General features: G+C 61.2%; 14 protein-coding genes and 1 tRNA gene. 7 read left to right on the plus strand and 8 right to left on the minus strand.

Annotated features, from left to right (window positions below):
- Nucleotides 1–113 precede the first annotated feature (113 nt).
- Nucleotides 114–860, plus strand: coding sequence for a 3-oxoacyl-ACP reductase family protein (locus AC1RMG_RS27735; protein WP_011060170.1), 747 nt, complete (start codon nt 114–116; stop codon nt 858–860).
- An 83-nt stretch (nt 861–943) separates the two neighbouring features.
- On the opposite strand, the gene AC1RMG_RS27740 is transcribed toward AC1RMG_RS27735, so the two are convergent.
- From AC1RMG_RS27740 to AC1RMG_RS27755, 4 genes are all read right to left on the minus strand, one after another.
- On the minus strand, nt 944–1639 hold the full coding sequence (locus tag AC1RMG_RS27740) for an HAD-IA family hydrolase (RefSeq protein ID WP_011060169.1): 696 nt from the start codon (nt 1637–1639) through the stop codon (nt 944–946).
- A gap of 152 nt (nt 1640–1791) precedes the next feature.
- Nucleotides 1792–1953 carry a hypothetical protein gene (locus AC1RMG_RS27745; RefSeq protein WP_011060168.1) on the minus strand — a complete coding sequence of 54 codons (162 nt, stop codon included), beginning with the start codon at nt 1951–1953 and terminating at the stop codon, nt 1792–1794.
- A gap of 108 nt (nt 1954–2061) precedes the next feature.
- The gene (locus tag AC1RMG_RS27750; RefSeq protein WP_015634733.1) at nt 2062–2427 is read right to left on the minus strand and encodes a glycine zipper domain-containing protein; all 366 of its coding nucleotides are present in this window, start codon (nt 2425–2427) and stop codon (nt 2062–2064) included.
- Nucleotides 2428–2826: 399 nt separating this feature from the next.
- Entirely contained in the window at nt 2827–3291 is a 465-nt protein-coding gene (locus tag AC1RMG_RS27755) for a hypothetical protein (protein ID WP_015634732.1), read from the minus strand.
- A gap of 894 nt (nt 3292–4185) precedes the next feature.
- Here AC1RMG_RS27755 and AC1RMG_RS27760 point away from each other — a divergent pair.
- Entirely contained in the window at nt 4186–4455 is a 270-nt protein-coding gene (locus AC1RMG_RS27760; RefSeq protein ID WP_019093267.1) for a hypothetical protein, read from the plus strand.
- 183 nt (nt 4456–4638) lie between these two features.
- On the opposite strand, the gene AC1RMG_RS27765 is transcribed toward AC1RMG_RS27760, so the two are convergent.
- Nucleotides 4639–4728: transfer RNA gene (locus AC1RMG_RS27765), tRNA-Ser, on the minus strand.
- Between the two features lie 318 nt (nt 4729–5046).
- Here AC1RMG_RS27765 and AC1RMG_RS27770 point away from each other — a divergent pair.
- The 3 genes from AC1RMG_RS27770 (at nt 5047) to AC1RMG_RS27780 (ending at nt 7794) form a co-directional block, all read left to right on the plus strand.
- Complete coding sequence (locus tag AC1RMG_RS27770; RefSeq protein WP_011060161.1) at nt 5047–5736, plus strand: crotonase/enoyl-CoA hydratase family protein; 690 nt, start codon at nt 5047–5049, stop codon at nt 5734–5736.
- A 218-nt stretch (nt 5737–5954) separates the two neighbouring features.
- A complete protein-coding gene (locus AC1RMG_RS27775; protein WP_493170764.1) occupies nt 5955–6677 on the plus strand; it encodes a lysophospholipid acyltransferase family protein in 723 nt (240 codons plus the stop codon).
- A 145-nt stretch (nt 6678–6822) separates the two neighbouring features.
- The gene (locus tag AC1RMG_RS27780) at nt 6823–7794 is read left to right on the plus strand and encodes a magnesium and cobalt transport protein CorA (RefSeq protein ID WP_019093266.1); all 972 of its coding nucleotides are present in this window, start codon (nt 6823–6825) and stop codon (nt 7792–7794) included.
- A 43-nt stretch (nt 7795–7837) separates the two neighbouring features.
- Here AC1RMG_RS27780 and AC1RMG_RS27785 read toward each other — a convergent pair whose 3' ends face one another.
- From AC1RMG_RS27785 to AC1RMG_RS27795, 3 genes are all read right to left on the minus strand, one after another.
- Complete coding sequence (locus tag AC1RMG_RS27785; protein WP_015634730.1) at nt 7838–8560, minus strand: amidotransferase; 723 nt, start codon at nt 8558–8560, stop codon at nt 7838–7840.
- Between the two features lie 105 nt (nt 8561–8665).
- Nucleotides 8666–10810, minus strand: a complete 2145-nt coding sequence (locus AC1RMG_RS27790; RefSeq protein WP_493170766.1) for a 3-hydroxyacyl-CoA dehydrogenase NAD-binding domain-containing protein — start codon at nt 10808–10810, stop codon at nt 8666–8668.
- Nucleotides 10811–10835: 25 nt separating this feature from the next.
- Complete coding sequence (locus tag AC1RMG_RS27795; RefSeq protein WP_015634728.1) at nt 10836–12041, minus strand: acetyl-CoA C-acetyltransferase; 1206 nt, start codon at nt 12039–12041, stop codon at nt 10836–10838.
- 609 nt (nt 12042–12650) lie between these two features.
- On the opposite strand from AC1RMG_RS27795, the gene AC1RMG_RS27800 reads away from it, so the two are divergent.
- Together AC1RMG_RS27800 and AC1RMG_RS27805 are read left to right on the plus strand one after the other, a co-directional pair.
- Nucleotides 12651–13100: a rhodanese-like domain-containing protein gene (locus AC1RMG_RS27800; protein WP_011060155.1), complete on the plus strand. Its 450-nt coding sequence runs from the start codon at nt 12651–12653 to the stop codon at nt 13098–13100.
- Nucleotides 13097–13903, plus strand: coding sequence for a c-type cytochrome (locus AC1RMG_RS27805; RefSeq protein ID WP_065363428.1), 807 nt, complete (start codon nt 13097–13099; stop codon nt 13901–13903). The genes AC1RMG_RS27800 and AC1RMG_RS27805 overlap by 4 nt, the downstream gene beginning before the upstream one ends.
- The last annotated feature ends 26 nt before the right edge of the window (nt 13904–13929 follow it).

Genomic DNA, 13929 nt, shown 5'->3' on the forward strand with positions numbered 1-13929 from the left:
CTAAACTTCTGGTTTACACAGAGTATAGAAATTACCGGCTACACAGAGGCTAATCAGCGGCAGATACTCGCTCCAAGCACAAGGCACCCGGCCTTGAATCTCTGGAGAAGCACATGAGCACATATGACCTCAGCGGCAAAGTAGCCTTGATCCAAGGCGGTTCCCGTGGCATTGGCGCAGCCATTGTCGAGCGCTTGGCGGCAGAAGGCGCCAGCGTCGCCTTTACCTACGTCAGTTCGGCGAGCAAGGCCCAGGCCCTGCAGGACAGCATCATCGCCAAGGGTGGCAAGGCCCTGGCGATCCACGCCGACAGCGCCGACGCCGAGGCCATCCGCCGCGCAGTGAACGACAGCGTCAAGGCCTTTGGCCGACTCGATATCCTGGTCAACAACGCCGGGGTGCTGGCCATTGCGCCATTGGACGAGTTCAAGCTGGAGGACTTCGACCGGACCCTGGCCATCAACGTGCGCAGCGTATTCATCGCCACCCAGGAAGCCGCACGACACATGGGCGAAGGTGGCCGCATCATCAACATCGGCAGCACCAACGCCGACCGCATGCCATTCGCCGGTGGCGGCCCCTACGCCATGAGCAAGGCCGCACTGGTGGGCCTGACCAAGGGCCTGGCCCGGGACCTTGGCCCGCGGGGCATCACCATCAACAACGTCCAGCCCGGCCCGGTGGACACCGACATGAACCCGGCGGACAGTGACTTCGCCGCGAGCCTGATGGACCTGATGGCTATCCGTCGCTATGGCCATGCCGAAGAAGTCGCCGGTTTCGTCGCCTACCTGGCCAGCGCCGAAGCGGGCTATATCACCGGCGCCAGCCTGACCATCGACGGTGGCTTCGGCGCCTGATACCCCACAAAAAAACGGGCCGCCGGTGACCGGCGGCCCGTTTTTCAGTGCCTTTAAAACAGCGGTTTGCTACCGCTCAGCCATCAGTCCCAGTGCAGGTGGGGCAAGCCGCAGGCAGCCGGCTGAAAGCCTTTGAGGGAACGGATGATTCCGTGGGCATGGGCAAACTTGCTATCGGCCATGGCCGGATCGGGCACTGCGATCACGCTCATGCCAGCGGCCCTGGCCGCGGTCACGCCAAACGGCGAATCCTCGAACACCAGACACTCGGCCGGGGCCACCCCCAGGCGGCGGGCAGCCGTGAGGAAGATATCCGGCGCCGGCTTGGCCGCCGTCACTTCCGGATCGTCGGCGGTGACGATGGTGTCGAACAGCGCGAACCAGTCGCCATGGCGGGTGGTTTTCTCGCCGAACGACATCTGCGACGAACTGGTGCCCACGGCAATGGGGATCCGGTGTTCCTTCAAGTGCCGCACCAACTCTTGGGCCCCGGGCATGGCCTGGGCTCGGGGAAAGCGCTCACGCATCAACGGTTCGCGCATCACCAGGAACTCTTCGGCGCTGATGGGCAGGTCCAGGGCCTGGACCACATAGCGCGCCAGGTCGCCGGCTCCCCGGCCGATGATGTTCTGCTTGATGGTCCAATCGTAGGTGCGGCCATAACGCTCGGCGATCAACTGGGTGATCTCGGTGTAGATGCCCTCGGTGTCCAGGAGCAAGCCGTCCATGTCGAAAATGACGGCCTTGATCGGCCCCAAATCGTTCAACTGTGCATTCATCGCATCTGATCCGTTAGCAAAAGTACATTCCAGGGAGCGGCTCAGGTACGGCCAGTTCTTCTTGGCAATTCATCAATTAAAGGATTCAGCAGCATAGCGGCGGGCTTGGGTCGGGAGCAACCGAGGGGGCTGGACGGCGGTTGCTGCGGACCTTAGTCGGCTGCACCAGGCGGGCTCTTGTCGCCTTCCGGCGCCTCTTGCAGAGGTACGCGTGCATCGTCCTGCAATGAACCGGGGTCTTCATTCCCGGGGTCGTTGATCACCTCCGGCTCGTCGGAAGCGGGCTGTGCCTGGCCTGGCGTCTCGCGGGGCATGATCGTCTCCTTGAACATCGGGACTCAGAGCCTTGAGTATGGCGAAGCCTGGGGCAAGCCACACAAAAAACCCGGCGCAGGGCCGGGTTTTCTTCAGGCAAGGCAGAATCAGTGACGCTTCTTGTGACCCATGCTGCTACCCAGGGCGCCACCGGCCGCGCCGCCGATACCGGCACCGACGGTCGAGCCGGTGCTACCGCCCAGGCGATTGCCGATCAGCGAGCCACCGGCCGAACCCAGGCCACCACCGATGGCCGCCTTGGCCCGGCTGCCTTTGCGCGCCCCGGCCGCACTGCCTGCCGCACCGGCAACACCCGCGCCGATTGCCGCACCGGTACTGCCACCGAGCTTCTGCCCGACCACATTGCCCAACGCGCCGCCAAGCCCGCCACCAATGGCTGCAGTGCCATCGCCGGCCATAGCGCCTTGAGCCAGCAGAAGTCCCACAACCAGGGCAGGTAGAGTTAAACGCATGACTTGAACCTCAAAGAAAGACTGTCGGACTGACAAGAAAGCCCAGTGCCACGCTGGCCAATTCGAGCTATCGCGGCCACACCCGGGTTGCTCCCAGGTGCCTTGGACAGCTGATTTTAAAAGAGTTTTATGCCCGCGCAAAAAAAAGCCCGCTGGGGAACGGGCTAGGGATGCTGCTTTTAACGGATGGTTCGAGCCTACTCAGGCAGATGTGAAGATTATGTGAAAAGAGCCTGTCAGTGGGAGCAACACCAACAGACCTTGAGCTTCACCTATCCCGAGGCATCTTCAGCTCACCTTACCGAAAATGTTCAGACCGGGCCGCTGGCAGGCAACGCCTTGGAACGTTACCAGTGCAACGCCCCGATCTCCGCCACAGAGGCTCGAACTCAGTTGCACTCAACGAATGCTGCGGATGCTGCCTTTATTGCCTTTGACCGTGACCGAGACTTTCTTGAAGACGAAGTAGTTTTCTTCACTCACTTCATAACGCGGAGCAACGATCAGATCGGCGCCCGAAGACTTGACTGCCTTGAAAGCCGCAGCGGACTTGACCGCACTGACCGGATCGAGGCCCAGGCCACCCAGTGCGCCACCGCCATCGCCACCGTAAGCCACACCGTCGGCAAACTGGCTATCGCCACCGAACTTCAGGAAACCAAACAGAATGTTGACCGACGACTGACCGGAAATCGCTTCGCCCACTGCTACATCCGCCTTCAGGTCAGCCTTGACCTGACTGTCGATTGGCGAAGATGGCTGGCTGATGTTGTAGCTGGTGCAACCTGCGGCGGTGGCAACAAGCGTGGACAATGCGAGGAGTTTGAAAATGGCTTTCACGTTTATTTCCTTATCGCGTTTCATATAAAAGGCATCATCGCTGGATGCGCAGCCCCGTTTGAATCGGGATAAGGAACATATCGCCGCTTATAACAAATTGAGATAAGAAAATTCCTAAACACATAGAAAAACATCTTAACAAATAGCCCAAAAAGCTCCCTGGCGAACAATGGGACCTCGCCAATCTTTCCCCTGAAAAACCTCCAGGCAATAAAAAGCCCCGCATAAAGCGGGGCCGCCTGCATCCTGCGTTACCTTCTCTTCGGCAACGCCCTGGGGAAAAACATCTTGTTGCTGGCTACAGGCACCGCCGCCTTTCTCTTGCTGACAACTGTGCCAGAAGATTCAACCTCTGCTTCGAATGCAGCCTGACCGCAACGCACCAAGTTGTTGATTGGGAACTCATCCCCGTTGTCTTCAATATAAGCAAGACTCCTCATACCCAGCCCCCTCCAACAACCGACCAGTACCGGCAAGCTCCTGATTGCCTGGAAAATACTGCTCGTCACGGCAATTCAGACTAGACAGTCATTTGCCGACCCGCCGTTCAAAACAGACAGGCGCCGACGAGTGGCTGCACGCCATGGGCGACGATGGATCGCTCCACCTCCCGAACGCACGTAAAGGCTGAAAATGGGCCGGTTGTCGTCGGGTTACTACAGCTGGCATTAAAGCTTTAAAGACCAGCCCGGAAGCATGTGCTCAAGCTCTTCATTACTTCACCTGCCGCCACCATCTGAAAAACCCAGTTTTTTATATCTTTGTCAATAGTGCCGTTGAGCGACTGTGCGGGAAATAACGCGGTGCTAGGCTTTCCTGGCGTCACACCATGCGCGCGCCCGATCTGTTCAGGCTATTGATAAAGGCAGGTCAGGCTCAGGCATAAGCCGCTTGTCAGATGACTGAAAGGATTCGAACATGAAAAAGTCCATAACTGCTCTGGCCGTATCCGCGACGATCGCTTTCACCGCAACTGTCGCGAACGCTTCCGTACATCCGACCCCGATCAAGGCTCCGCAGACCGTCAATCAGGTGACAGCTTCTACTGATACCCCTTTCGGAACCCAAAAAGCAGCGGGCGAAATCCAGATGGCCAGCCTGGCCAGAAGCTGCTCCGATAGCCGATATTCCTGGTGGGAATACAGCGGTTGGGAAATCGTCGGCTGCCTCATAAGTGGCCAGTGGTAACCCTTCAGGCGTAGCTGGTGCGTGGTTTGCCGAATGAGCACGCACCAGAGCCTGCTACAGGCTGCCCCGGGTCAACCCAACACAACTCCCCCCTACCCGCTCCATCGGGCCATTTTTCAGACGCCAAAAACCACAAACCCCCGACTTTCTTTAGGAAAGTCAGGGGTTTGTGTTTGTAGAATGTGGCGGTGAAGGAGAGATTCGAACTCTCGATACAGTTTCCTGTATACACACTTTCCAGGCGTGCTCCTTAAGCCACTCGGACACTTCACCGTATCTCTTCAAACCGATTCAGTCTGTCGAGGCGCGCTAATGTAGTCGATCGCTTTTCAGATGGCAAACTTTTTTTTCAGAATTTTCATGCGCTTAAGCTCGATCCCCGGCCAAGGGCAATGCAGCCCCCCATGCAATAAGGCAAACCGGCCATTCTTCAGCCTTGCCCACAACCCTATAGAAGAAACCATGCGTTACCCGCTGTGTGATGCAGGGCCCTTAGCGACCTCGGGGCTGACTCACCAGTCAGTCATGGCGCTTTACCGCAGCTACCGTGGTGGGTAACTTCTGCAGCACTTCAATACAAGGAATTGCGTCATGAGTGAGTTGATTTCCTACCATCTCGAAGACGGTATCGCGACCCTGACCTTGAGCAATGGCAAGGTCAATGCCATCTCCCCGGACGTGATTGCCGCCTTCAATGCGGCGCTGGATCAGGCTACCGCCGATCGCGCGGTGGTGATCATCACCGGCCAGCCGGGGATTCTCTCTGGCGGCTACGACCTCAAGGTCATGACAGCCGGCCCCAAGGAGGCCGTGGCTCTGGTAACCCTGGGTTCGACCCTGGCCCGCCGCCTGCTTTCCCACCCCTACCCGGTGATCGTCGCTTGCCCGGGGCACGCGGTGGCCAAGGGCGCGTTCCTGCTGCTGTCGGCGGACTATCGCATCGGTGTCGAAGGCCCCTTCAGCATCGGCCTCAATGAAGTGCAGATCGGCATGACCATGCACCACGCGGGTATCGAGCTGGCCCGTGACCGCCTGCGTCGCTCGGCTTTGCATCGCTCGGTAATCAATGGCGAGATGTTCGACCCGCAAAGCGCGGTAGATGCCGGCTTCCTTGACAAGGTGGTAGCGCCCGATGAACTGCAAGGCGCCGCCCTGGCCGCTGCACGCCAGTTGAAGAAGATCAACATGGTGGCGCACAAGAACACCAAGCTGAAGGTGCGCAAGGCACTGCTGGATGCCCTGGACAACGCGATCATCCAGGACCAGGAGCACCTGGGCTGAAACCCGCGGATTTGCTACCTGAACCAGCCCGGCCTTCGCGCCGGGCTTTTTACCGCATGCCTTGCCAACAAGCCGCGACCGCTCTAGATCACCATCGCCAGCCATTGCTGGAAACATGTACTTAAACATCGCCCATCTCCCGGCTGAGAACGGCAATTGCCGAAAACAGTGCACATCCGTACACTGCGCCACCTTTTGTCCCCGGGTGGGCCGTTTAGATGCTGTATCTGCTTCGTATGTCGTTGATGAGCTTGCACTTTATCCTGGCAGGCAGCCTGGGCCTGCTGCTCGGCCTGTGCCGCCCATTCAACCCGGACAACAGCCGACTGTGCGCCCGCCTCTACGCCTGGCCGGCGATGTGCATCCTGCGCTTGCGGGTCAAGGCCGAGGTCGGCCCGCTGATGGACAAACCCCAGGGCTGCGTGATCATCGCCAACCACCAGTCCAACTACGACCTGTTCGTATTCGGCAACGTGGTGCCGCGAAGGACCGTGTGCATCGGCAAGAAGAGCCTGAAATGGGTGCCGCTGTTCGGCCAGCTGTTCTGGCTGGCAGGCAACGTGCTGATCGACCGTGGCAACCCGCACAAGGCCCGGCGCTCGATGCTCACCACCACCCACACCTTGCAGCACAAGGACACCTCGATCTGGGTCTTCCCGGAAGGCACCCGCAACCTCGGGGAAGAGCTGCTGCCCTTCAAGAAAGGTGCATTCCAGATGGCCATCGCCGCAGGCGTGCCCATAGTCCCGGTGTGCGTCAGCAGCTACATCAAGCACATACGCCTGGATCGCTGGAACAGCGGCAAAATCCTGATCCGCTCGCTGCCGGCCATCCCCACGGCCGGGCTGACCCTGGACGACATGCCCCTGCTGATCGCCCAGTGCCGCGAACAGATGCGCGAATGCATCGCCAGCATGGACCGCCAACTGCAGGCCGCCTGACCCCGGCGCCACAAAAAGCCCGCCTTGCGCGGGCTTTTATTTGTCCGCGAACTCCCTCGCGGCCAGTGACTCTGATGGTGCATTGCAGGCTAAGCTGCACCTTATCTGTCACCGCCCCCTTGATAAGAAGAAGTGAACCGGAACCATGGGTAGAGTTGTTGCTGCCGCCGTCTACAGCGGCGGAAAAAAAGTCACGGATATCAGCCTCGACGAAGGGGCCGCCTGGGCCGCCAAGCCCGGCCACTTCGTCTGGATCGGCCTGGAGGAACCCAACGCCCACGAGCTGGCCAACCTGCAGCGCCAGTTCAACCTGCATGAACTGGCCATCGAGGATGCCCTGGAAAAGCACAGCCGGCCGAAGCTGGAAACCTTCGGCGATGCGCTGTTCATCGTCACCTATTCGCCGGTGCGCGAGCAGGGCAAGCTGGAGTTCATCGAAACCCACATCTTTGCCGGCAACGGCTACATCATCACCGCGCGCAACGGCCACTCGGCCTCCTATGGCTACGTGCGCCAGCGCTGCGAGGCGCGCCCGCTGCTGCTGGAGCACGGTGAAGACTTCGTGCTCTATGCCCTGCTGGACTTCGTTACCGAGAACTACCAGCCGGTCAGCGAAGCCATCCACGCGGAAATTGACGAGCTGGAGCGCAACGTCCTCTGCGACTCGCTGAACGAACGGGACATCCAGCACCTGCACGGCCTGCGCCGCGACGTGCTGCGCCTGCGCCGGCATGTAGCGCCCATGGTGGAGATCAGCGAAGAGCTGCAGAAGCTCAGCTTTCCCTTTATCGACAAGAACATGCGGCCGTACTTCCGGGATGTGCAGATTCACGTCACCCGGCAGATGGAAGACCTCTCGACCCTGCGCGATATCGCCAGCCAGACCATCGAGATCGGCGTACTGCTGGAGGCTTCACGGCAAAGCATCGTGCAACGCAAGTTCGCCGCCTGGGCCGCGATCCTGGCGTTTCCGACGGCGGTGGCGGGGATCTACGGGATGAACTTCCAGAACATGCCGGAGCTGAGTTGGCACTACGGCTACTTTGGCGTCCTGGGTTTTATCAGCGTGGGTTGTGTCGGCCTCTGGGCCAGCTTCAAGCGTTCCGGCTGGCTCTGAAGGAGCGACGGCCCTGCGCCTTGCGGCAGGGCCATGGCCGGGTTCAGGCAGCCTCGGGCTTGTGAGCGACGAAACGCATCATCCACTCCGCCACAGTGGTGCCGTGATGGTCGTGCTCAAGGCTGGCCACGCCCTTCTGGTAGATCTGCTCGCCGAGAAACTCCTGGCGCAGGTCCAGCAAGGCGCGAGAATAGTCGTGGATGAACTCGGGGTGGCCCTGGAAGCACAGCACCTGATCATTGATATGGTAGGCCGCGAACGGGCAGAAATCGCTGGAGGCGATCACCGTGGCGTTCTCCGGCAAGGCAGTAACCTGGTCCTGATGGCTGATCAGTAGCGTCAGCTCCTCCACCACCGGGCTCATCCACGGCGCCTTGGCCGCCAGCTTGTAGCTGTGGGTACCGACACCCCAGCCCTGGCTCGCGCGCTCGCTCTTGCCCCCCAGCAGCAATGCCAGCAACTGATGGCCGAAGCAGATGCCCAACAGCTTGTCGCCACGCTCGTAGCGCCCCAGCAGGTAGGTCTTGAGGGTCTGGATCCAGGGATCGGTGCCGAACGAATCGGCCTTGCTGCCTGTCACCAGATAGGCGTCGAATTCCAGGTCATCGCTGGGGTACTCCCCCTGGACCACGTTGTAGACGCTGAATTGGGCAGCGATGGGCTGCTGGGAAAACAGGCGCTGGAACATCTGCCCGTAACCCTGATATTGATCGACCAGTTCGGGACGCAGGATATCGGTTTCAAGAATGCAGATGCGTAGCGACATAAAAAATTCCTGACAAGGCGATGGCAATAATGAACAGTCCAGAGCCTGCCTTGAAATACCACGGCAAGGCAAGCCCCGGATCAGCTCATTGAGCGCCTGTCGGCGTCAGAACAACTGGCCCAGGCGAGCCTTTTCCAGAAGCAGCGTCGGCGGCCGGAAACGTTCGCCATATTGCTCGGCCAGGTACTGCGCACGGGCGACGAAATCCTGCACCCCGTACTGATTGATGAACTGCAGGGCGCCCCCGCTCCAGGCGGCAAAGCCGATGCCGAAGATCGAGCCGATGTTGGCGTCCGCCGTGGAGTGCAACACTCCCTCCTCCACACAACGCACGGTCTCGATGGCCTGGACGAACAGCAGGCGATCCCGCACATCCTGGGGCGAGATCTGCCCATCGGCCTTGTAGAAGCGCGTGCGCAACTGCGGCCACAAATGCTTCTGGGCACCGGCCGGATAATCGTAGAAACCGCCACCGGCCGCCTTGCCCGGGCGCTTGTATTCGTTGAGCAGCAGGTCGATCACGGCAAATGCCGGATGTTCGATGGCCGGCTTGCCCTCGGCCTGCAGGTCCTTGGCAGTCTGCTGGCGGATATGGCTCATCAGGCTCAGGGAAACCTCGTCGGAAATCGCCAGCGGCCCCACCGGCATCCCGGCCTTGCGCGCTTCGGTCTCGATCATCGGCGCCGCGATGCCCTCGCCGAGCATGGCGATGCCTTCGTTGGTGAAAGTGCCGAACACCCGGGAGGTGAAGAAGCCACGGCTGTCATTGACCACGATCGGGGTCTTCTTGATCTGCAAGACAAAGTCGAAGCCGCGGGCCAGGGTTTCATCGCTGGTTTTCGCCCCCTTGATGATTTCCACCAGGGGCATTTTTTCCACCGGGCTGAAGAAATGCAGGCCGATGAACTTGTCCGGGTTCGGCACTGCCGTAGCCAGGCCCGTGATGGGCAGGGTCGAAGTGTTGGAGGCGATCACCGCGTCACCGCCGACCACCTGCTGCGCAGCCCGGGAGACCTTGGCCTTGAGCTCGCGATCCTCGAACACCGCCTCGATGATCAGGTCGCAACCGGCCAGGTCGGCATCCTCGGCGGTGGTGCGGATCCGCGCCAGGGTGGCGTCCCGCTGCTCGCGGCTCAACTGCCCGCGAGCCACCTTTTTCTCCAGCAGCGCCGCCGAGTGGGCCTTGCCCTTCTCGGCCGCCTCGGAGCTGATGTCCTTGAGCACCACCTCGATACCCGCCACCGCACTGACATAGGCAATGCCCGCGCCCATCATGCCGGCGCCAAGCACCCCGAGTTTTTTCGTGACCTGCGGCGGCACGCCCTGTGGCCGTGAGCTGCCGGCATTGATCTGGTTGAGCTGGAACCAGAAGGTGCCGATCATGTTCTTCGCCACCTGGCCTGTGGTCAGCTCGGTGAAGTAACGGGTCTCGATCAGTTGCGCGGTGTCGAAATCCACCTGGGCGCCTTCGACGGCAGCGCAGAGGATCTTTTCCGGCGCGGGGAAGCAACCCTGGGTCTTGGTCCGCAGAATCGATGGGGCGATGGCCAGCATCTGCGCAACCTTCGGGTTCGACGGCGTGCCACCAGGGATCTGGTAGCCGCGCACATCCCAGGGCTGCTGCGCGCCCGGGTTGGCGAGGATCCAGGCCCGAGCCTTGGCCAGCAGGTCGTCGCGGTCCGTCGCCAGGGCATCGATCAGGCCTGCTTGCAACGCCTGCTGCGGGCGCACTTTCTTGCCTTCCAGCAGATAGGGCAGAGCCTTTTCCAGGCCCAGCATGCGCACCATGCGCACTACCCCGCCGCCGCCGGGCAACAGGCCCAGGGTGACTTCCGGCAGGCCGACCTGTACCGATTTATCGTCCAGTGCAACGCGATGATGGCAGGCCAGGCAGATTTCCCAGCCGCCGCCCAGGGCCGCGCCATTGATTGCAGCGACCACCGGCTTGCCCAGGGTTTCCAGGGCTCGCAGCTGGCCCTTGAGGGCCAGCACCATGTCGTAGAAAGCCTTGGCCTCAGGCCTGCCGACCTTGATCAGCTCATTGAGGTCACCGCCGGCGAAGAAGGTCTTTTTCGCCGAGGTGATGATCACCCCGGCAATCGATTCCTGCTCGGCCTGCAAGCGCGCTACGGCACCGGCCATGGCGTCGCGGTACAGGGCATTCATGGTGTTGGCGCTCTGGCCCGGCATATCGATGGTCAGGACGACGATCTGGTCCTGGCCTTTTTCGTAACGGATGGCATCGGTCATGAAAGGGATTCCTTGAAGTCGGGGCTCAGAGGCGTTCGATGATGGTGGCGATACCCATGCCGCCGCCGACACAGAGGGTCGCCAGGCCATAGCGCTGGCGCCGGGTTTCCAGCTCATCGAGCAAGGTGCCGAGGATCGCGCAGCCGGTGGCCCCCAGCGGGTGGCCCATGGCGATGGAGCCGCCGTTGACATTGACCTTGGCCGGGTCGATGGCCATGTCCTTGATGAACTTGAGCACCACCGAGGCGAAGGCTTCATTGACTTCGAACAGGTCGATGTCCTCGACCCGCAGCCCGGCCTTGGCCAGGGCCTTGCGGGTGGCCGGCGCCGGGCCGGTGAGCATGATGGTGGGGTCGGTGCTGGTGACCGCCGTGGCCACGATCCGCGCCCGGGGCTTGAGCCCCAGCTCGCGGCCCTTGGCTTCGGAGCCGATCAGCATCAGCGCCGCGCCGTCGACGATGCCCGAGCTGTTGCCGGGGGTGTGCACATGGTCGATCCGCTCCACATGGCTGTAGACCCGTAGCGCCGTGGCATCGAAGCCCATCTGCCCCATCATCTCGAAACTCGGCTTGAGCTTGCCCAGGCCCTCCAGGGTCGAATCGGCGCGAATGAACTCGTCATGGTCCAGCAGCACGATGCCGTTCTGGTCCTGCACCGGCACCAGGGATTTGGCAAAGGCCCCGCCAGCCCGGGCGCGGGCGGCCTTCTGCTGGGAGTGCAGGGCAAAGCGGTCGACGTCCTCCCGGGAGAAGCCTTCCAGGGTCGCGATCAGGTCGGCGCCAATCCCCTGGGGGGTGAAATGGCTGTGCAGGTTGGTCTCCGGGTCCAGCACCCAGGCCCCGCCGTCGCTGCCCATGGGCACCCGCGACATGGACTCGACGCCGCCAACCACCACCAGTTCCTCGAACCCGGAACGCACCTTCATCGCCCCCAGGTTGACTGCCTCCAACCCGGAAGCGCAGAAGCGATTGATCTGCACCCCGGCCACGCTTACATCCCAATCCGCAGCCTGGACCGCGGTCTTGGCGATATCGGCGCCCTGATCACCGATGGGCGTCACACAGCCCAGGACCACGTCGTCCACCTGGCTGGTGTCCAGCTCGCAGCGCTGCTGCAGGGCGCGCAACAGGCCCGCGGTCAGGTTCACCGGTTTCACGCTGTGCAGGGCGCCATCGGCCTTGCCTTTGCCGCGGGGCGTGCGTAACGCATCAAATATCAAAGCTTGGGTCATGAAGTCCTCGAACCGCTGTGCAGGGGAAAATGTCGAGCTCCCACCTTAGGCGCGGCAGCGTCGGATTCAATGACCGATGCGCTCAGCCGCCTTGACGCCGACGCTCAGACGAACGGTAGGCAGCTAAGGGCTCTGCCGATGAAGGGTCGCGAGCTGTCTAGCCAGAGGGCGGCCAAGGCACGCCCGGGCCGATATATAGCCTTTTAATAAATCAGAAATATAAATTCATATGAATTGGATCTAAGCCAGAGGATTCAAGGCCCCTAAGGTAGAAACTGTAGGAAGTTCCAGACGGATTCTGCACTGGGGCAAGTAAGAAAAAGGACACATAGCCGGTTCATAGTGACTCGTAATGGAGTTCACCCACCGGCATGCATTGACGCTCAGGAATAACAACAAAAGGCATTCAGCCATGTTCAAGCATTCGAAAGTACGTCAGGCGGGGCTCATTCTTTTCGCAACCACACTGCTGTTGATCTTGCCGAATCTCACCAAAGTGATCGGCTGATCTGTGGCTGCTCGATCAACGAGACGGAAAATTGGCCCCGGTTCCTACCGGGGCACGGACTTGTGTGCCAGTCTTCCTGAGGAACACCAAGGGGAAGACTCATGCGCCATTGGATTGCACTCGCCACACTCCTGAGCGCCTTTCACGCTCACGCCGGAATCATCGACGTCAACCGCGCGGTGGACGAAATCAATGATGGGGCGTTGATCCTCGATCTGCGCAACGAGAGCGACTTTGCCGCCGGCAATGTGCACAACTCGCTGCAGGTCAATCTCGAACTGGAGGACGGCACCGGCATCAGCGCCGAGGGCCTGGCCTACCAGTTGCGCAAAGTGGTGCTGGACCCCAACGCCACCGTGGTGATCTACAGCGACACCAACCAGCACGCCCTTGAAGCCGAAGACACGCTGGTCAAGCACGGCTATTTCGGTATCGTGAACGGCGGCAACTACGAAGAGCTCCGGGACGCCCTGTTCGACCATGTGTCGCGACCGGACGACGTGCTTCCCGGCGACGAACCCACTGACGACGACCCGACGGCCATCAATTGAAAGTATTCCTCCTTGGCGCTGCCCTGCTGCTGAGCAGCCCGCTGCACGCCGCGCAACTGCTGATCGACCTGGGCTCCGCCAGCCACACCTGGCAGACCGAGGAACTGCTAAGGCACCCCCAGGCCCAGACCATTACCATCAAGGACGATGTGTCCTACAAGCGCGACATGCAGTACCGCGCCGTGCCCATGGCGACCCTGCTCAAGGGCCTGAAGGCCGAAGACCATCTTCAAGCCGTGGCCCTGGACGGCTTTGCCGCGGAGCTCAGCGCCGCGCCGCTGCTTGAACGCCAGGGCGCCCAGGCCTGGCTGGCCGTGGAGGACCCGAGCCGGCCCTGGCCTGCGCTGGCTGCCGACAAACCCAGCGCCGGGCCTTTCTATCTGGTGTGGACCGACCCTGCCGCCGGGCATATCAGCCCGGAGCAATGGCCGTTCCAGGTGGCGCGCATCCAGCGCCTGGAGCCAGTGGCGCAGCGCTTCCCGACCCTGCTTCCGGATCCGCAGTTGGCGGCCACTGATCCGATCAACCAGGGCTTTGCCCTGTTCCAGAAAAACTGCCTGGCCTGCCACCGGCTCAACGGTGCCGGCGATTCACAGTTCGGTCCGGACCTGAATATCCCCTACAGCCCTACCGAGTATTTCAGCGGCGATTTCCTCAAGCGCTATATCCGCGATCCGCAAAGCATGAGGCGCTGGCCCCAGGCGAAGATGCCCGGGTTCAACAACAACGTGCTGCCGGATCAGGAGCTGGACCTGCTGCTGGGGTATCTCAGGCACATGGCGGGGCGCAAGCAGGTTCCCTGAGCCTTGCGACATCGCCTTTGCCACCT

It is taken from the genome of Pseudomonas sp. GW822-FHT04H02 (assembly GCF_058800645.1).